18 protein-coding genes are annotated in these 16,649 nt (G+C 63.4%); 6 read left to right on the top strand and 12 right to left on the bottom strand.

What is annotated here, in order from left to right; genetic code table 11:
- Nucleotides 1-151 precede the first annotated feature (151 nt).
- Entirely contained in the window at nt 152-436 is a 285-nt protein-coding gene (locus AC56LY_RS13830; protein ID WP_499580404.1) for a transposase, read from the bottom strand.
- A gap of 167 nt (nt 437-603) precedes the next feature.
- Here AC56LY_RS13830 and mutS point away from each other — a divergent pair, with 167 nt between their 5' ends.
- The gene (gene mutS, locus AC56LY_RS13835) at nt 604-3,273 is read left to right on the top strand and encodes a DNA mismatch repair protein MutS (RefSeq protein ID WP_499580406.1); all 2,670 of its coding nucleotides are present in this window, start codon (nt 604-606) and stop codon (nt 3,271-3,273) included.
- Nucleotides 3,273-4,238: a hypothetical protein gene (locus tag AC56LY_RS13840; protein ID WP_499580408.1), complete on the top strand. Its 966-nt coding sequence runs from the start codon at nt 3,273-3,275 to the stop codon at nt 4,236-4,238. The genes mutS and AC56LY_RS13840 overlap by 1 nt, the downstream gene beginning before the upstream one ends.
- Before the next feature lie 59 nt (nt 4,239-4,297).
- Here AC56LY_RS13840 and AC56LY_RS13845 read toward each other — a convergent pair whose 3' ends face one another.
- Complete coding sequence (locus AC56LY_RS13845) at nt 4,298-4,831, bottom strand: FKBP-type peptidyl-prolyl cis-trans isomerase (RefSeq protein WP_183555563.1); 534 nt, start codon at nt 4,829-4,831, stop codon at nt 4,298-4,300.
- Between the two features lie 77 nt (nt 4,832-4,908).
- Between AC56LY_RS13845 and AC56LY_RS13850 the strand changes: the two genes are divergently transcribed.
- The 3 genes from AC56LY_RS13850 (at nt 4,909) to AC56LY_RS13860 (ending at nt 7,083) form a co-directional block, all read left to right on the top strand.
- Nucleotides 4,909-6,030, top strand: coding sequence for a JmjC domain-containing protein (locus AC56LY_RS13850; RefSeq protein WP_332531469.1), 1,122 nt, complete (start codon nt 4,909-4,911; stop codon nt 6,028-6,030).
- A gap of 2 nt (nt 6,031-6,032) precedes the next feature.
- Nucleotides 6,033-6,509, top strand: coding sequence for a DUF7931 domain-containing protein (locus AC56LY_RS13855; protein WP_499580410.1), 477 nt, complete (start codon nt 6,033-6,035; stop codon nt 6,507-6,509).
- A gap of 292 nt (nt 6,510-6,801) precedes the next feature.
- On the top strand, nt 6,802-7,083 hold the full coding sequence (locus AC56LY_RS13860) for a hypothetical protein (RefSeq protein ID WP_482899682.1): 282 nt from the start codon (nt 6,802-6,804) through the stop codon (nt 7,081-7,083).
- Between the two features lie 256 nt (nt 7,084-7,339).
- Here the strand turns inward: AC56LY_RS13860 and bamC are convergent, their stop codons facing one another.
- The 10 genes from bamC to AC56LY_RS13910 form a co-directional block, all read right to left on the bottom strand.
- On the bottom strand, nt 7,340-8,533 hold the full coding sequence (bamC, locus tag AC56LY_RS13865) for an NlpB/DapX family lipoprotein (RefSeq protein WP_499580412.1): 1,194 nt from the start codon (nt 8,531-8,533) through the stop codon (nt 7,340-7,342).
- 40 nt (nt 8,534-8,573) lie between these two features.
- Nucleotides 8,574-9,458: a 4-hydroxy-tetrahydrodipicolinate synthase gene (gene dapA, locus AC56LY_RS13870; RefSeq protein ID WP_499580414.1), complete on the bottom strand. Its 885-nt coding sequence runs from the start codon at nt 9,456-9,458 to the stop codon at nt 8,574-8,576.
- A gap of 55 nt (nt 9,459-9,513) precedes the next feature.
- Nucleotides 9,514-10,083, bottom strand: coding sequence for a class I SAM-dependent methyltransferase (locus AC56LY_RS13875; protein ID WP_499580416.1), 570 nt, complete (start codon nt 10,081-10,083; stop codon nt 9,514-9,516).
- 22 nt (nt 10,084-10,105) lie between these two features.
- Nucleotides 10,106-10,759 (bottom strand): site-2 protease family protein, encoded by a 654-nt coding sequence (locus tag AC56LY_RS13880; RefSeq protein WP_499580418.1) that lies wholly within the window; start codon nt 10,757-10,759, stop codon nt 10,106-10,108.
- An 84-nt stretch (nt 10,760-10,843) separates the two neighbouring features.
- Nucleotides 10,844-11,467, bottom strand: coding sequence for an L-threonylcarbamoyladenylate synthase (locus AC56LY_RS13885; RefSeq protein ID WP_499580420.1), 624 nt, complete (start codon nt 11,465-11,467; stop codon nt 10,844-10,846).
- A 21-nt stretch (nt 11,468-11,488) separates the two neighbouring features.
- Nucleotides 11,489-12,364 (bottom strand): protease HtpX, encoded by an 876-nt coding sequence (gene htpX / locus AC56LY_RS13890; RefSeq protein WP_499580422.1) that lies wholly within the window; start codon nt 12,362-12,364, stop codon nt 11,489-11,491.
- An 88-nt stretch (nt 12,365-12,452) separates the two neighbouring features.
- Entirely contained in the window at nt 12,453-13,616 is a 1,164-nt protein-coding gene (locus AC56LY_RS13895) for an extracellular catalytic domain type 1 short-chain-length polyhydroxyalkanoate depolymerase (RefSeq protein ID WP_499580424.1), read from the bottom strand.
- An 11-nt stretch (nt 13,617-13,627) separates the two neighbouring features.
- Nucleotides 13,628-14,044 carry a ribbon-helix-helix domain-containing protein gene (locus AC56LY_RS13900; RefSeq protein WP_229424778.1) on the bottom strand — a complete coding sequence of 139 codons (417 nt, stop codon included), beginning with the start codon at nt 14,042-14,044 and terminating at the stop codon, nt 13,628-13,630.
- Between the two features lie 153 nt (nt 14,045-14,197).
- On the bottom strand, nt 14,198-15,031 hold the full coding sequence (locus AC56LY_RS13905) for a 3',5'-nucleoside bisphosphate phosphatase (RefSeq protein ID WP_499580426.1): 834 nt from the start codon (nt 15,029-15,031) through the stop codon (nt 14,198-14,200).
- A 42-nt stretch (nt 15,032-15,073) separates the two neighbouring features.
- The gene (locus AC56LY_RS13910) at nt 15,074-15,961 is read right to left on the bottom strand and encodes an alpha/beta fold hydrolase (RefSeq protein ID WP_499580428.1); all 888 of its coding nucleotides are present in this window, start codon (nt 15,959-15,961) and stop codon (nt 15,074-15,076) included.
- A 163-nt stretch (nt 15,962-16,124) separates the two neighbouring features.
- On the opposite strand from AC56LY_RS13910, the gene AC56LY_RS13915 reads away from it, so the two are divergent.
- The gene (locus AC56LY_RS13915; RefSeq protein ID WP_499580430.1) at nt 16,125-16,649 is read left to right on the top strand and encodes a gamma carbonic anhydrase family protein; all 525 of its coding nucleotides are present in this window, start codon (nt 16,125-16,127) and stop codon (nt 16,647-16,649) included.

Consider the following 16,649-nt stretch of genomic DNA (forward strand, 5'->3'; position numbering starts at 1 on the left):
CCAAGGCTTTTTAAACCATACTGGCTGTGGTCCGATCCCGGCCCACGTGTTGGAAGGCTCCGACGGGTCTCGATATCGTTGGCCTTGCCGTCTCGCGACGGCGGGCGTTGCCCTGCCGCCATCCATTACGCTTTGGAGCGACATGCCTAGCTTATGAGCGACGGCGTATATCTGTTCGATGGCCAGTAGCCGGTCGGCCAGGTGCGCGCAGCTTTTTGTCCGGCGCTTGCTTCTCGATCTTCTCAGCACATTTGTACAGCATGTTGCGGCGAATACCCAATTCCATGTCTAGATCAGTCGCGCTCTGCTCTCTCGAATGCAGCCGCGCTACCGCCGTGTGCTTGAACTCATCGGTATAGGTCGCCCGCTTCGCACTGGCAGCTTCGGATGAAGCGGGAGTGATCTCCCGCTTCGATGGCAACTGCTTATTTGTCATGTATATCCTCTCGGGGCATATTGTCCCCTATTCGGATGTCCATGAAACCGGACCCTCTCAACCTGACCCCGGCTGTGTAACCCCGGCTGTGCCGCGCGCGCAACATCAATCGCGGTAAAATACGCAGCTCTGGCCAGCCTCTGCCTCGCCGTACCCAATCCGAAGAAATGACCACCGTTCCCACTGAAATCAACGCCGCAGCCGTCAAGAACAGCGCGACCGACAAGCACACCCCGATGATGCAGCAATATCTGCGCATCAAGGCCGACTACCCCGACATGCTGGTGTTCTACCGCATGGGCGACTTCTACGAACTGTTCTTCGAAGACGCCGAAAAAGCCTCGCGCGTGCTGGGCATCACGCTGACCGCGCGCGGCAAGTCCGAGGGCAATCCGATCAAGATGGCCGGTGTGCCGTTCCACTCGCTCGATGGCTATCTGGCCAAGCTGGTGAAACTGGGCGAGTCGTGCGCGATCTGTGAGCAGATCGGCGATCCGGCGCTGTCCAAAGGCCCGGTCGAACGCAAGGTCATGCGCGTCGTCACGCCCGGTACGCTGACCGATTCCGACCTGCTGCCTGAAAAAGCCGAGCGCCCTCTTCTCGCCCTGTGCCTGCAAACCCAGCGCAAGACCGTCACCGCAGGTCTGGCCTGGCTGTCGCTGGCCAGCGGCAATCTGCGCCTGATGGAATTTTCGGGCGACGCGCGCGTCATCGAAGCGCGTCTGGCGCATGAACTCGAGCGTATCGCGCCAGCCGAAATCCTGCGCGCCGATTGCGGCGACATGTTCGACGATGGCGCGTCCACCGTGCACACCCAGCGCGTGCCGGAATGGCACTTTGACGTGGTCAAGGGCCACGGCGCGTTACTCGAACAGTTGAAGGTCGCCACGCTCACCGGTTTTGGCGCCGATGGCCTGGGCGCCGCGTTCGGCGCGGCCGGCGCGCTGCTGCGTTATGCCCAGTCCACGCAAGGGCGCGGGCTGCAGCACGTGCGCGGGCTGGCGTGCGAAAACGAGAACGAATACATCGGCCTGGATGCTGCCACGCGCCGCAATCTGGAGCTGACCGAAACCATTCGCGGGCAAGAGTCGCCTACCTTGTTTTCGCTGCTCGACGGCTGCCGCACGGCGATGGGTTCGCGCATGCTGCGCCACTGGCTGCACCATGCGCGCCGCGACCAGTCGATCGCGCGCAGCCGTCACCAGTCGATCGCCGCGCTGCTGCAGGCGGATGCCATCGACAACCTGTCGCCGACGCTGGCGCAGGTGCCGGACATCGAGCGCATCACCACGCGCGTGGCGCTGCTCAGCGCGCGCCCGCGCGACCTGGCGAGCCTGCGCGATGGCCTCAAGGCCTTGCCGATGCTGCGCGAACTGGTGGCGCGCTGCTTCGTGCCGGGTGATACGTCGCTGCTGCGCGAGCTGCATGATGACCTGGCCACGCCCGCCGATTGCCTCGATTTGCTGGTGCGCGCCGTGCTGGAAGAGCCGAGCGCGATGATCCGCGATGGCGGCGTGTTCGCGCGCGGCTACGACGCCGAACTCGATGAACTGCAGGCGCTGTCCGAGAATGCCGGCCAGTTCCTCGTCGATCTTGAAACACGCGAACGCGCCCGCACCGGCATCGCGAACCTGCGCGTCGAGTACAACCGCGTGCATGGCTTCTACATCGAAGTGACCAACGGCCAGGCGACCAAGGTGCCGGACGATTACCGCCGCCGCCAGACGCTGAAAAACTGCGAACGCTACATCACGCCCGAACTCAAGGCTTACGAAGACAAGGCGCTGTCGGCGCAAGACCGCGCGCTGGCACGCGAGAAAATCCTGTACGACGACCTGCTGGCGCAGCTCGCGCCGCACATCGGCGTGCTGCAGACCATCGCGCGCGCGATCGCGCAAGCCGACGTGCTGGTGGCGCTGGCCAGCCACGCGCTGCGCCACGGCTGGTGCGCGCCGCAGCTGGTCGATGCGCCGTGCCTGAACATCGTCGAAGGCCGCCATCCGGTGGTGGAGAACCAGATCGAGCGCTTCATCGCCAACGATTGCCGTTTCTCCAACGAGAGCCGCCTGCTCTTGATCACCGGTCCGAACATGGGCGGTAAATCGACCTTCATGCGCCAGGTCGCCCTGATCACGCTGCTGGCGTATGTCGGCAGCTATGTGCCGGCGGCCGAAGCCACGCTGGGCCCGATCGACCGTATCTTCACGCGCATCGGCGCCAGCGACGACCTGGCCAACGGCCGCTCGACCTTCATGGTCGAGATGACCGAATCGGCCGCGATCCTCAATGGCGCCACCGAGCATTCACTGGTGCTGATGGATGAAGTCGGGCGCGGCACGTCGACCTTCGATGGCCTGGCGCTGGCGTGGGCCATCGCGCGCCACCTGATCGACACGAGCCGCAGCTTCACGCTGTTCGCGACGCACTATTTCGAGCTGACCCAGTTGCCGGAATCGTACCCGAGCGCTTACAACGTGCACCTGTCGGCGGTCGAGCATAAGGACAGCATCGTGTTCCTGCATGCGGTCCAGGATGGCCCGGCGTCGCAAAGCTACGGCTTGCAGGTGGCGCAACTGGCCGGGGTGCCGCAGCCGGTGATCAAGGCCGCGCGCAAGCACCTGGCGCGCCTCGAAGCGCAGGCCGCCGGCGGCACGCCGCAGCGCGACCTGTTCGCCGCGCCCCTACCCGAGCACGATCTCGACGACACCCCGGCGCCAGTCGTGGCGGCCGTCCAGGATGACGGCTTGCGCGACGCGCTCGACGCCATCGATCCGGATGCGCTGACGCCGCGCGAAGCGCTCGAGCGGCTGTACGAGCTGAAACGGCTGGCTGCCTGATGTCGATCCCGCGTCCGGTCATTGTCCGCGCTGCGCTGCTGGCGACGCTGCTTGCTTGCGCGCCGCTGGTGGGCCAAGCCAAGGATAAGGACAAGGAAGCGCGCCCCACGCACCGCTTCGCCGTGGTCGGCAACGACGCGCGCGCCGATAGTGACGCGCGCCTGAAGCAGGCGCTGGCCGATTCGTCCGAAAAATCGGTGTCGTTCGTCGTCCTCACCGGCATCAAGGGCGAGAACGAAAGCTGCGGCGACAAGCTGTACCTGCAGCGGCGCGACCTGTTCGAGCATGCGAAGCGGCCCGTGATCGTGTCGCTGTCGGGCAGCGACTGGACCGGCTGCCGCAACTCGGCCAAGCGCACCAATGCGATCGAGCGCCTGAACCGCCTGCGCGAACTGCTGTACGGCGAACCCGAATCGCTTGGCGCAACGAAGATCCACCTGACGCAGCTGTCGGCCAGTCCGCGTTTTCGCAGCTACGCCGAAAACGCGCACTGGAAGGTGGACAAGGTGCTGTACGCCACCATCAATCTGCCGGCCGCGAACAACCATTTCCTGCCGGCGGCGGGCCGCAACAGCGAATACGAAGACCGGGCCGTGGCCAACCGCTTCTGGCTGAACCGCCTGTTCGCGATGGCGCGCAGCGACAAGGCGCAGGCGCTGGTGCTGTTCTCGGAAGGGGCCGTGCGCCCGTTCCATCTCGATCAGCCGGCGGGCCTGCGCGGCTTGTTGCGCCGCGCACCGGTCGAGCGCGACGGGTTCGAGGCAGCGCGGCGTCAGATCCAGGCGCAGGCCGTCAAGTTCGATGGGAAGGTGCTGCTGGTCGACAGTGACGCGCCGGGTGGCCACAAGCCGCAGATCGCATGGAAAGGCAATCTGGGACAGCTGTCAGTGGGGACCAAAGCGGTCGAGGTGAATGTGATGCTGGGGAAAGATGCGGCGTTCACGGTGGTGGACGCGAAGCAGTAAAACTGGGCTTTGATACAAGCGCGGCCACCGCGTGATGCGGTGGCCGCGCACCAACCGGATTACTGCAGCGGCTGGGTACGGAAGTGATCGCCATCATCGCTGTCATCGATCTCGTGATGATGACCACCAGCGCCGTGCACGTGACCGTGCTGGATTTCTTCGGCGGTTGCAGCGCGCACGTCGACCACGGACAGGTCGAAACGCAGTGCCATGCCGGCCAGTGGATGGTTGCCATCCAGGACGACCTTGTCGTCAGCGATTTCGGTCACGGTGAAAATCACCGGCTCGTCGTCGCCGTTTTCGGCCACGCCTTCGAACTGCATGCCGACTTCGATCGGTTCCGGCAGGCGCGAACGCTCTTCAACCTTGACCAGCTCTGGCTCGTAGTCGCCGAACGCGTCGTCTGGTTCCACCTGGATCGTCGAGGCGTAGCCGGTTTCTTTGCCGTCCAGCTCTTCTTCGATCTTCGGCAGGGTATTCTCGTAGCCGCCGTGCAGGTACACCATCGGCTGGGAGCCCTCCTCGATCAGATTGTTCTGGGCATCCGACAGTTTGTAATTAACCGTCACGACTGTGTCTTTAGCAATCTTCATCGTCCATCCTTTCATTGTGAGCTGCGGATTATACTCTCGATGGGTTCAGGCCCCGCTTCGGCTGGTTATAATGTCGCATGAAAAAATTACCGCTTTTGGGGAATCTTTCCCCCGCAGAATTCCTGCGCGATTACTGGCACAAGAAACCGCTGCTGATCCGTGGCGCCATCCCCGGCTTCAAGCCGCTGCTCAAGTTCGAGAAGCTGGCCGAGCTGGCTGCGCTGAACCACGTCGAATCGCGCCTGGTCTCGCTGCGCGACGGCGAATGGGACATGCAACATGGTCCTCTCACCGAACTGCCCGCGCGCAGCGAGCCCAACTGGACGATGCTGGTCCAGGGCGTGAACCTGCATGACGAGCGCGCCGACGAGCTGCTGCGCCAGTTCCGCTTCGTGCCCGATGCGCGCCTGGACGACCTGATGGTGAGCTTTGCCACCGATGGCGCCGGCGTCGGCCCCCATTACGACTCGTACGACGTGTTCCTGCTGCAGGCGCACGGCAAGCGCCGCTGGCGCATCGGCGCGCAGCAGGACCTGACGATCATCGAAGGCTTGCCGCTCAAGATCCTGGCCAATTTCGAGGCCGAAGAAGAGTTCGTACTCGAGCCGGGCGACATGCTGTACCTGCCGCCACAGTACGCGCACGACGGCATCGCCGAAGGCGAATGCATGACCTATTCGATCGGTTTCCGCTCGCCGTCGTTCCAGGAACTGGGCGAAGCGTTCCTGCAATTCATGGCCGATTCGATCGACCTGCCGGGCCGCTATGCCGATCCGGAACTGCAAGAAGCAAAGAACCCGGCCGAGATTCCGAAGCACATGCTCGCCACCGTCACCGAAGAGCTCAACAAGGTGCGCTGGGACGAAGAAGACGTCACCATCTTCCTCGGCGAGCACATGTCCGAGCCGAAGCACAATGTGTTCTTCACGCCGCCCGCCAAGCCGCTGACCTTCGGGCGCTTCATGGAAACGGCAGCCAAGCGCGGCGTCAAATTGTCGAGCAAGACGCTGATGCTGTACCGCGGCAAGAACGTGTTCATCAATGGCGAATCGCTGGCTGCCGGCCGCGCCGACAAGGTGGTACTCGACGTGCTGGCCAACGACCGTCGCATCGACGGCGCCACGCTCGGCAAAGCCACCGACGACGTCACCGAATCCCTTTACGCCTGGTACCAGGACGGCTGGGTCGAGCTGGGCTGATCATGGACGCGCGCGCGATCCCGTTCGACACCCGGCGCGATTGCGAGGCGCAGTTTCTCGCCGTCGTGGCGGCTGCGCAGCACAGTCTGCGCCTGTTCGATCCGGATGGCGCGGTGTTCGCGCTCGGCGCCGTCCAGGTGGATGCGGCACTGCGCGCTTTCCTGCAACGGGGCGGCACCTTCCGCCTGGCCCTGCATGAGCCGGATCACATCGAGCGCCACTTCCCGCGCTTTCTACGCCTGCTGCGCGATTACGACCACCTCTGCGAATGCCGCCAGACGCCGAAAAATCTGCGCCAGCTGACCGATTCGTTCTGCATCGGCGATGAGCTTCGCGTGGTGCGCCGCTTTCACAGCGACCACATGCGTGGCGAAGCCAACTTCGACGATCCACGCGCCGTCGATGTGCCGCATCATCGGTTTGAAGCGATCTGGGAAGCATCGCGCCCGACGCTGCAACCGACGACAACCGGGTTGTAACGCACCCAGCCGACATGAGTGGTTGCCTGATAGTTACTTTCCACACATTCCGTCATGTGCGTAGCATCTTGTAACAATATAAAGCTTATCAAAGCGGAAAATTCTTACACCAGAGCATGTGTTCGCTATTGCGAAACTGTAAAATTGTCTATAATATCAATCAGGAAGGTTCCGTTGCGCCCATGGCAGTCTTGCTATTTGTGAAGGCACGAGAATTCCATCGAATAATAATTACCGGTAATTATTATTCGTATCAAGTAGTTCTACTTTTGTAAATACTAAGGAAAAAACCATGAAAAAATCCCTGCTGATCGCTTCCCTGTTCGCTGTTACCCTGGCTGCTTGCGCTAAGAAAGAAGAAGCTCCAGTCGCACCAGTGACCGAAACCCCAGCTGCTGTCGTCGCTCCTGCTGACGCAACCATGCCAGCTGCTGACGCAACCGCTCCAGCTGCTGCTGCTGCTGACGCTGCTGCAACCGACGCTGCTGCTGCTGCAACCACCGCAACCGACGCTGCTGCTGCTGCTCAGACCTCGGCTACGCAAGCTGCTGACGCTGCTGCTACCACCAAGTAATTCGTTACTCGGTAATGAAGAAACCGGCCTGCGGGCCGGTTTTTTTACGTCTGTCGCTTTCGTAGGGTGGAGGGCTATGCCGTCCACGCGTTCTGATCAACCAGATCTGGTGGTACAGCAACGTTCGTCGAACGCGTGGGCGGGATACCCGCCCACCCTACGCTGGGGCATTTCGCCGGTTCTTTGGTGAACGGACAACCCGCACGCGCATAAAAAAACCGGCCAATTGGCCGGTTTCTCGTTGCCGCAACGAGGATTACTTCAGCTCGTTGTTCAGCAGTGTCAGGATCTTGGTCGTCGTCGGCGACGTTTCTGCCTTGCCGTCATTGGTCTGCACCGACACTTCGCTGACATTCGCGCCCTGTGCCGCCTTGACCAGCACGCGGTAGCGCTGGGCTTCCTTGGCGTCGTCTTCCGACTTGCCGAACGTGAACAGGCGCTTGAAGAAGCCATCCTTGGTGTCAACCGCATCCGGATCGACGTAGCGCACGAAATAGATACCCTGCACGCGGTCACGGTCTTCGACGGTGAAGCCGACACGATCCAGCGCCAGGCCGACACGGCGCCATGCGCGGTCGAAACCTTCATCGACTTCGACCTTGTCGCCCACCAGCTTGGCGTGTTGCGGTGCCAGCGGCGCATTGGCGACCATGGCTCCGGCCGGGGCGACTTCCTTCGCACCCGTCAGCAGCGCAACGATGCGGCTCAGGTATTGCGACTCGAGGCCCGGATCGTTGGGACGCACGGTCCAGGTCGTGGTCTCGCTTTGCGGGCCAGTCAGGACTTCTTCGGCGCCGCGGTGGCTGACCCAGATCTCGGTCGAACCGTCCGGCAGGCGCTCCAGGCGCGTACGGAACTTGTCGCGCTCGCCGGTCGAGTAGGCGCTGTCGAACACGCGGCCAATGGCGCGACGCACGAAATCTTGCGGGATCTTCGAGCGGTTCTCGACCCATGCGGTTTCCATGGTGCCGGTGGTGGCCGACTCGGTCTCGAGCGCGAAGCCCTGCTCTTCCCAGAACTGGCGCAGTTGCGGCCACAGCTGCTCAGGCGTCTGCTTGACCACCAGCCAGCGCTGGTCGCCATTGCGCTGCACGCTGACAGCGTCGGTCGAGATCGGGCCGATCGGCTGACCGGATGCCAAGACACCGGCTACTGCAGGAACGCCGCCGGCAGCTGCTGCAGCCTGGCCCTGCTGGAATTCGGATGCCGTGGCGACACCGCGGCCATCGGGGATCGCGTAGCGGTTGTCGCGCTGCAGCTTGGTCAGGTCGGGCGGCACGTCCAGCGGTGCGGCTTTCTTGGTGCCCTTGTAGTCGACCTTGTCGCCACCGAAAATCGTGGTGCAGGCCGTCAGGCTGAACGCGATGACCGTGAGCGAGAGCACACGGGCGACGGCAGGAGCGTTGATCAGGGATGCGCCGTTGGAATTCTTAGTCTTGCGAATAGTCATGTCGTTCGATATCAGGTCAGTAACCCGAACCCTTGCGGGTTCAGGATGGGGAATGAACGCCGGCTTCCACCAGGGCGGCACGTACGATCTCGTGGTATTGGGAGGACAGCGGCGCGAGCGGCAGGCGCAGGCCGGCCGGCATCTTGCCCATCTCGGCCAGTGCCCATTTGACGGGCACGGGATTCGGTTCGACAAACAATCTGGCGTGCAGGCCGAGTACGCGGTTGTTGATCTCGAGCGCGCGGGCGATGTCGCCATTCATGGCAGCCACGCACAGCTCGTGCATCGCGCGCGGCGCCACGTTGGCAGTGACCGAGATATTGCCAGCGCCGCCGCAGAACATCAGCGCCATCGCGGTCGGATCGTCGCCCGAATACACGGCGAAGGATTTATCGACCATCTTGAGCAGTTCGATGCCGCGCCCGATATTGCCGGTAGCGTCCTTGATGCCGACGATGTTCTCGATCGGCGCCAGGCGCGCGACGGTCTCGTTGGCCATGTCGGCCACGGTACGGCCTGGCACGTTGTACAGGATGATCGGCAAGTCGACGGCTTCGGCGATCGTGCGGAAGTGGCGGTACATGCCCTCTTGCGTCGGCCGGTTGTAGTACGGCACAACCTGCAGGGACGCGTCCGCGCCGACCGATTTCGCATGACGGGTCAGCGCGATCGCTTCCACGGTCGAATTGCCGCCGGTACCGGCGATGACAGGGATGCGGCCGGCGACATGGTCGACGGCCAGCTTGACGAGTTCGCAATGCTCTTCCGGCGACAGTGTCGCCGATTCGCCGGTCGTGCCCACGATGACGATCGCGTCGGTACCTTCGGCGATATGCCAGTCGATCAGCGCGCGCAGGGCATCGCGATCGACGGTGCCATCTTCGAACATCGGGGTGACGATTGCTACGATACTGCCCTTAATCATAATCTTTGGACCGTGCCATTCATTTAAAAATCTGATTGTAGCGGATAGCCCGCCCCTATGGTTCATTCCTGACCACAATATGGTCGAGCCAGGCCTCGGTTTTGCGATACGCATGACCGGCGGCGCACAGCCGCTGCACCTGCGCGGGATGGGGCCGCTCTACGTGGCCATCCTCGTACGCCAGCACCTGCAGGCCGCCATCATGGGCCAGCGCCAGCAGTTCACAGGGCGCGAGCAGAAACGCCGGATTCGACGGTTTGCCGTAGATCTCGTTGCCTTGTGCGAAGGTTTCGTAAATCAGGATGCCATCGGGCCGCAGACTGGCCGCAATCTGCGCAAACAGCGGCCGGTGCAGGTAATTGGTGACGACGATAACGGCAAAGCGCCCGGTCTCGAACGGCCAGATCGCGCCATCGGCTTCCAGGTCGCAGGCCAGCGTCGTGACGCCCTCGCCGGCGCTGGCGGCCAGGGCCGCGGGATTACGGTCAACCGCCAGCACCTGCAAGCCTTGCGCTGCGAGCAGGCGCGTGTGGCGCCCGTTGCCGCAGGCCAGATCGAGCGCTTCGCCAGGCCGCGCGAGGGGCGCGAAACGTGCCACCCAGGGCGACGCGGGCAATGCCGCCATATGAACGCCGGTGCTCATCGGCTCAAAGCAGGAAGAACGTGAATGGCGAGGCCGCCAGCTGGACAAGGTAGCCGCCCACCGTCATCACGGGCGCAAGCCAGTACTTCATCACGCCGAGCAGTGCCAGCCCCAGCACGATGAAGAAGCCATACGGCTCGATGCGGGAAAAGGCATAGGCTGCACGGTGCGGCAACACGCTGATGAGGACCTGGCCGCCACCGAACGGCGGGATCGGCAGCAGGTTGAACGCCATGATCAGAAGATTGGTGATGATACCTGCCTGGGCAACCCGGTTCGGGAACTCTTCGCCAACCTGGAAGAACACCAGCAGCGCGCCCAGAATCAGCCAGAGCACGGCCATGATGAAGTTGGCAGCAGGACCGGCCAGTGCCACCCAGGCCATGTCACGCTTCGGGTTGCGCAGGCGGCCATAGTCGACGGGAATCGGCTTGGCGTAGCCGAACACGAAGCCGCTCAGCATGAACAGGACGATCGGGATCACGATCGTGCCCCAGATGTCGATGTGTGCCAGCGGGTTGAGGCTCAGGCGCCCCGTAGCGTGGGCGGTATTGTCGCCAAAATACCGTGCGGCATAGCCGCGCGCAGCTTCCTGCAGGGTAATTGCGAAAAGGACGGGCAGTGCGTAGACCGCGATGGTGCGAATCGATTCTTCCATGACGGGATTCTATCAGAGCCCGGCACGTGATTACCCCAAGGAATTCTTAAGACGGAACGGCAAACAACCGGATGCCGCCTTGGTCTACAGGCCGAACGCTGCCGGGTCGCCCCTGCCCTCGCGAATCAGCACCGGCTCGGGGCCGGTCAGGTCGATCACGGTGGTGGCTTCCAGCATGCCGGCGCCGCCGTCGATGATCAGTTCGATCTGCTTTTCGAGGCGCTCGCGCACTTCATCGGGATCGGACAGCATGTGCTCGTCGCCCGGCAGTTGCAGCGTGGTACCGATCAGCGGCTCGCCCAGCTCTTCGAGCAGCGCCAGCGTGATGCGGTTTTCGGGCACGCGCAGGCCGATCGTCTTGCGCGACGGGTGCGACAGGCGCCGCGGCAGCTCGCGCGTGGCTTCCAGGATCACCGTGTACGGGCCTGGCATCGTTGCCTTGAGCAGGCGGTATTGCGTGTTGTCCACGCGCGCATATTGCGCCACTTCGGACAGGTCGCGCACCAGCAGCGTCAGGTGGTGCTTGTCGTCGACGCCACGGATGCGGCGCAGCTTCTCGACCGCGCTCTTGTCGTCCAGCCGGCAGACGAGTGCGTAGGCGGAATCGGTCGGCAGCGCGACGATGCCGCCGGCGCTGACGATCTGCGCAGCCTGCTTGATCAGGCGCGCTTGCGGGTTTTCGGGGTGAATCTGGAAAAACTGGCCCATGGATGGTGTCCTTATTATTGGTTAGCGGAGCGACTGGAGCGCGGCAATGCGCTGCTCCATCGGCGGGTGGGTCGAGAACAGCGCGCCCCAGCCGCCGCCGCTGCCGGAAATGCCCGATGCCGACATCGCTTTCGGCAATGCGCCCGGGGCGAAACCGCCCAGGCGGGCCAGCGCGTGCTGCATCGGCACGGGGCTGCCCATCAGTTTGGCAGCGCCGGCGTCGGCGCGGAATTCGCGCTGGCGCGAGAACCAGGCCACGATGATCGAAGCCAGCAGGCCGAACAGGATTTCGCAGACCATCACGGTCGCGTAGTAGCCGATGCCAGGCGCGTCGCCCTCTTTACGGAACAGCACCTTGTCGACAAAAAAGCCGACCACGCGCGCGAAGAACACGACGAAGGTATTGACCACGCCCTGGATCAGCGTGAGCGTGACCATGTCGCCATTGGCGATGTGGGCAACTTCGTGGCCAAGGACGGCTTCGACTTCTTCCTGGTTCATGCTTTGCAGCAGGCCGGTGGACACGGCGACCAGCGCCGAATTCTTGAAGGCGCCAGTGGCGAACGCATTCGGCTCACCATCGTAGACGGCGACCTCGGGCATGCCGATGCCGGCGCGCTCGGCCAGGCGGCGCACGGTGTCCACCAGCCACTGCTCGGTGGAATTGCCCGGTTGTTCGATCACGCGCGCACCGGTCGACCATTTGGCCATCGGTTTGCTGATCAACAGCGAGATGAACGAACCGGTAAAGCCAATGACCAGCGACATCACGGCCAGCGAAGCGAAGTCGATGCCCTGCGCCGAGACGGCGCGGCCAAGACCGAGCACGTTCATGACCAGCGACAGCACCAGGACGACGGCGAGATTGGTGGCGAGGAAAAGAACAATGCGCTTCATGGCAGACAACTCCTGAATTGATGACAGGATGCCAATATTGGGCTGTCTGTCGGAAAATTCAAGAGCACGGCCGTTCGTGCCTGCTGTATCAACGTTTCGTGCCCAGGAAGAAGCGCAGCATCTCTTTTGACGCCGACGGCCCCGCCGCATCCGTATGCGATCCTGCCGCATTGCCACCGGCCCAGGCGTGCCCTGCACCCTGCACGACCCACTGCTCCGCCATGGCCCGGCCCGCGTCGTCATGCCAGACACTGCGGCGGCAGCGGCGCCCGCCATGGGCGGCATCGTCGTGGCGCACGTTCAAAGGCGCAGCGTGCAGGCCGGCGTGAGCGCCCACATACTGTTGCAGCACGGCGTCGCCATTGGCGGGCGTTACCACGTGATCCGTACTGCCATGGAACACGATGACTGGCACCGCCTCGCGCAAGGCGCGCCCTTTGGCTGGCTTCTTCATGGCCTGCAAGCCGGTAATCATATCGCGCCCGCTGCCAGCCGGTAAGCCGGAGTGCACGCCCACTGCCGCAAACAGGTCTGGATACTCGGCGCCCAGTACCGCCGCCATCGCCCCACCCGCCGACATGCCGGCCACGAACACCCGGGCCGGATCGGCGCCGTGCTCCTTGACGATCTGCCGCGTCAGCCCGGCGATGATGCCCGGTTCGCCGGCATCGCGCGCCTGGTGGCCCGCCTCGAACCAGTTCCAGCACTGCGTGCGGTTGGACGCGCTGTCCTGCTCCGGATACAGCACGAGGCAGTTGGCTTCTTCGGCCAGGCGATTCATCCCGGTGCCGAGCGCAAAGTCATCGGGATTCTGCGTGCAGCCGTGCAGCATGACGATCAGCGGGCGCGGCGCGGTCGAAGGCTGCGACGGGATGTACAGCTTGTAGCGGCGGCGACCGGCGGCGTTTGAAAACACGCCCGCCGTGAAAGTGCCACCGGCAATGTCGTCCATGACCGCCACATCGTCGTCCGCAGGCACGCCAATACCCATACCCACGCCCACGCCGGCGGCGCGCATGGCCGCCTGGCCCTTGCGCAGCTGCGCTTGCCAATCGGGCGCCGGGTTGATGTCCACAAAACCGGTGGCGTCCTTGCTGGCAGGTGCGGAATTCTGCCCCTGCCCCTGTCCTGGCATCAGGCCGGCCTGCGCCAGCGCTTGCTGGATGGTGGCGGTGGCCGAGGCCACATCCTTGTTCTGCACGAGGCGGGCAGAGGTCATCATCTTGTTCATGAATTGGTCGAGCGATTTCATAGTGATCCAGTCTAGGTAAGGGTGCGATCTGCCAGCGCGGCGCGCACGGCAGGTGATGCAACAAATGCGCCCAGGACCTGGATCGAAGCGATCGCATTCCGGGCAAGTTCAGGTGATACGTTGTCTTCGATGACCGCCAGGCCCAGCACATGGATGTCCAGTTGCTGCCCCTCTGCCACCAGTTGTTCGAGTTCCTGCACCGAGTAGCGGTACAGGCCCATCACATAGCGCTTGCGCACGATGGTCTGACGGATCACGTCGGCATGCTGCGTGAGCAGGTTGCGAATGGCCGTGCGGACCAGATCGGTACGGTTGGAATAAAACCCTTCCTCGACGAGCAGGTCGACCTGGGCCAGATCGACCAGGCCGACGTTGACCGTGACCTTGTCGCTGTCAGGGAGTTTCTGTTGGGGTAAAACTGCTTTCATCGTGCTCTCCATACGCTGCATATACTCCAGTTGGAGTATAAATTAGCTTTTACAAGAGCTGATCGGCAAATTCTTTGTAAAAACAGGAAAGCAACGGGCGCAACGCGGCCAGCCGCAGAAGCGGCGGGCCATACAGTCAGACTGAAGGGAGTGTTAGAACCAGTCGTGCCAGATCGGCGTCACGCCGGATGGCAGGGGTGGCAGTTCGGCGAACTCGACCCGCGATTCGCCCGGGGCGTGGAAGTCGGTGCCGCGCGAAGCGAGAAAGCCGTAGCGCCGCGCGACTTCGGCGTAAGTGCCGTATTGATCCGGCGTATGGCTGCCGGTGACGACTTCGATGGCGGTGCCGCCCAGTTGGCGGAATTCATCGAACAGCGCGCCCTGGGCCGTGTCACTGAACTTGTAGCGCCCCGGGTGCGCAATGACGGCGATACCGCCCGCGCCCTGGATCCAGCCCATCGCTTCGCCAAGCGTGGCCCAGCGATGCGGCACATAGCCCGGCTTGCCTTCGGTCAGGAAGCGGCGGAAGACTTCGGATGTCGTCCGGCAGACGCCAATCTCGCACAGGTAGCGCGCAAAGTGGGTGCGCGACATCAGGTCGGGATTGGCGACGTAGCGCAGTGCCCCTTCATACGGTGTGGGAATGCCAGCCTGCTCGAGCTGGGCTGCCATCTCGCGGGCCCGTTTTTCGCGGCCATTGCGGGTTGCCGCCAGGCCGGCGGTCAGCGCCGGATTGTCTTCGTCGACCTGCAGGCCGACGACGTGGACGGTGTCATTGGCCCAGGTAACCGAGATCTCCACGCCTGCTACGAAGCGCATGCCCAGCGCGGTTGCGGCCTGGCGCGCGGCTTTCACGCCGCTGATTTCGTCATGGTCGGTCAGCGCCCATACGTTCACGCCGCTCTTGCCGGCGTAAGCGGCCACGTCCGATGGCGCGAGGACGCCGTCGGAGACATTGGAATGGCAGTGCAGATCGACTTTCAGCATGGGCTTTTCAACGGGCGGGATGGACGCTCCATTGTACGCGCATCAATCTGCCGGTGCAGCGAGGAAGTCTTCGATCATGCGCGCGAGCAATTCGGGCTGATCGTGGTGCAACATGTGGCCCGCCTGCGGCACCATGCGCGCCGTCACGTTCTTCAAGTACCCCATGCGGCGATCGACCTCGGCCCGCGCCTGCTCCTTCGCGCCCATCCAGCGCCACATATCGGTGTCTTCGGCCTCGACCCATAGCACGGGCGCCGTGATGGCCGACCATGCCGCCATCATTTCGTCGACGTGGTACAGCAGCGGGCCCGTCATCTTGTGCGCCGGGTCGCCCAGGATGCGCCACTGGCCGTCGCGGTCCTGCTCGGACCAGTGGGCAGCCAGAAAGCTCGAGCGCTCATACGCCAGGCGCGGATTGGTCTTGCGCAGGCGCGCGGCGACCTCGTCCAGACTGGCATAACCGCGCATCTCGGGTGGCGCGCGCAATTCGTCGAGCCAGTTGGCCAGCCGTTTCGGATACTGCGCCGCCTTCGTGGCTGGCAGGCCGAAGCCTTCCAGATTGATCAGCTTGCCCACGCGGTGCGGCCGCACGCCGGCGTACAGGCCGGCGATATTGCCGCCCATGCTGTGGCCGAGCAGGTTCACCGCCTCGTCCGGTGCGAAACGGTCGAGCAGCGCATCGAGGTCGGCCACGTAATCCGGGAACCAGTAGGTATCGGCGCCCGAGCGGTCACTGTGTCCGAAGCCGCGCCAGTCCGGTGCGATCACGTGCCAATCACCTTCCAGGGCATCGACGACGAACTGGAACGAGGCAGCCACGTCCATCCAGCCGTGCAGCATGAACAGCTTGGGCGCGCCCTCGTTTCCCCAATGGCGTACATGAAGGCGCAGGCCGCGCACGGTGACAAATTCAGAACGTGAAAGTTTCATGGCACCTCGAAAAAAGTACGATCGTTCACGCGATTATATCGCCGCGCCGTTGAATTCGCGTACCACGGCCCCATCTGTCCGACTTCCGGCGTTGGCGACGCCCGCGCTGCGCCAGGCATGGAGCGGTAAAATAGCGCCATTCCAACCTTCTGCGAGCGCATCCATGGCCATTTACCAGCTGGGCGAACATGCACCCGAGATCGATCCGTCGGCGTTTGTCGCCGATTCGGCCACGCTGATCGGCAAGGTCACGCTGGCGGCCAACACGTCGGTGTGGTTCGGGGCCACGCTGCGTGGCGACAACGAACGCATCACCATTGGCGCGAACAGCAATGTGCAGGAAGGCACAGTGATGCATACCGATATGGGCTATCCGCTCGACATCGGCCAGGGCGTGACCATCGGCCACCAGGCCATGCTGCATGGTTGCACGGTCGGCGACGGTTCGCTGATCGGCATCGGCGCGGTGATCCTGAACGGCGCCCGCATCGGCAAGGGTTGCCTCGTCGGCGCCGGCGCGCTGGTCACCGAGAACAAGACATTTCCCGATCATTCACTGATCCTGGGTTCGCCCGCGAAAGTGGTGCGGACCCTGACACAAGAAGACCTGCTGCGCCTGCAGGGCAATGCCGCGAGCTATGTCGCGCGAGGCCAGCTATTCAATACACAGCTAAAGAGAATCGGATAA

This window comes from Telluria sp. ZT3P25 (assembly GCF_059685895.1).

Bases quoted from the DNA above. Each gene is read 5' to 3' on its own strand.
- AC56LY_RS13830 (WP_499580404.1), bottom strand. From the start codon at position 436: ATGACAAATAAGCAGTTGCCATCGAAGCGGGAGATCACTCCCGCTTCA.
- mutS (WP_499580406.1), top strand. From the start codon at position 604: ATGACCACCGTTCCCACTGAAATCAACGCCGCAGCCGTCAAGAACAGC.
- AC56LY_RS13840 (WP_499580408.1), top strand. From the start codon at position 3,273: ATGTCGATCCCGCGTCCGGTCATTGTCCGCGCTGCGCTGCTGGCGACG.
- AC56LY_RS13845 (WP_183555563.1), bottom strand. From the start codon at position 4,831: ATGAAGATTGCTAAAGACACAGTCGTGACGGTTAATTACAAACTGTCG.
- AC56LY_RS13850 (WP_332531469.1), top strand. From the start codon at position 4,909: ATGAAAAAATTACCGCTTTTGGGGAATCTTTCCCCCGCAGAATTCCTG.
- AC56LY_RS13855 (WP_499580410.1), top strand. From the start codon at position 6,033: ATGGACGCGCGCGCGATCCCGTTCGACACCCGGCGCGATTGCGAGGCG.
- AC56LY_RS13860 (WP_482899682.1), top strand. From the start codon at position 6,802: ATGAAAAAATCCCTGCTGATCGCTTCCCTGTTCGCTGTTACCCTGGCT.
- bamC (WP_499580412.1), bottom strand. From the start codon at position 8,533: ATGACTATTCGCAAGACTAAGAATTCCAACGGCGCATCCCTGATCAAC.
- dapA (WP_499580414.1), bottom strand. From the start codon at position 9,458: ATGATTAAGGGCAGTATCGTAGCAATCGTCACCCCGATGTTCGAAGAT.
- AC56LY_RS13875 (WP_499580416.1), bottom strand. From the start codon at position 10,083: ATGGCGGCATTGCCCGCGTCGCCCTGGGTGGCACGTTTCGCGCCCCTC.
- AC56LY_RS13880 (WP_499580418.1), bottom strand. From the start codon at position 10,759: ATGGAAGAATCGATTCGCACCATCGCGGTCTACGCACTGCCCGTCCTT.
- AC56LY_RS13885 (WP_499580420.1), bottom strand. From the start codon at position 11,467: ATGGGCCAGTTTTTCCAGATTCACCCCGAAAACCCGCAAGCGCGCCTG.
- htpX (WP_499580422.1), bottom strand. From the start codon at position 12,364: ATGAAGCGCATTGTTCTTTTCCTCGCCACCAATCTCGCCGTCGTCCTG.
- AC56LY_RS13895 (WP_499580424.1), bottom strand. From the start codon at position 13,616: ATGAAATCGCTCGACCAATTCATGAACAAGATGATGACCTCTGCCCGC.
- AC56LY_RS13900 (WP_229424778.1), bottom strand. From the start codon at position 14,044: ATGAAAGCAGTTTTACCCCAACAGAAACTCCCTGACAGCGACAAGGTC.
- AC56LY_RS13905 (WP_499580426.1), bottom strand. From the start codon at position 15,031: ATGCTGAAAGTCGATCTGCACTGCCATTCCAATGTCTCCGACGGCGTC.
- AC56LY_RS13910 (WP_499580428.1), bottom strand. From the start codon at position 15,961: ATGAAACTTTCACGTTCTGAATTTGTCACCGTGCGCGGCCTGCGCCTT.
- AC56LY_RS13915 (WP_499580430.1), top strand. From the start codon at position 16,125: ATGGCCATTTACCAGCTGGGCGAACATGCACCCGAGATCGATCCGTCG.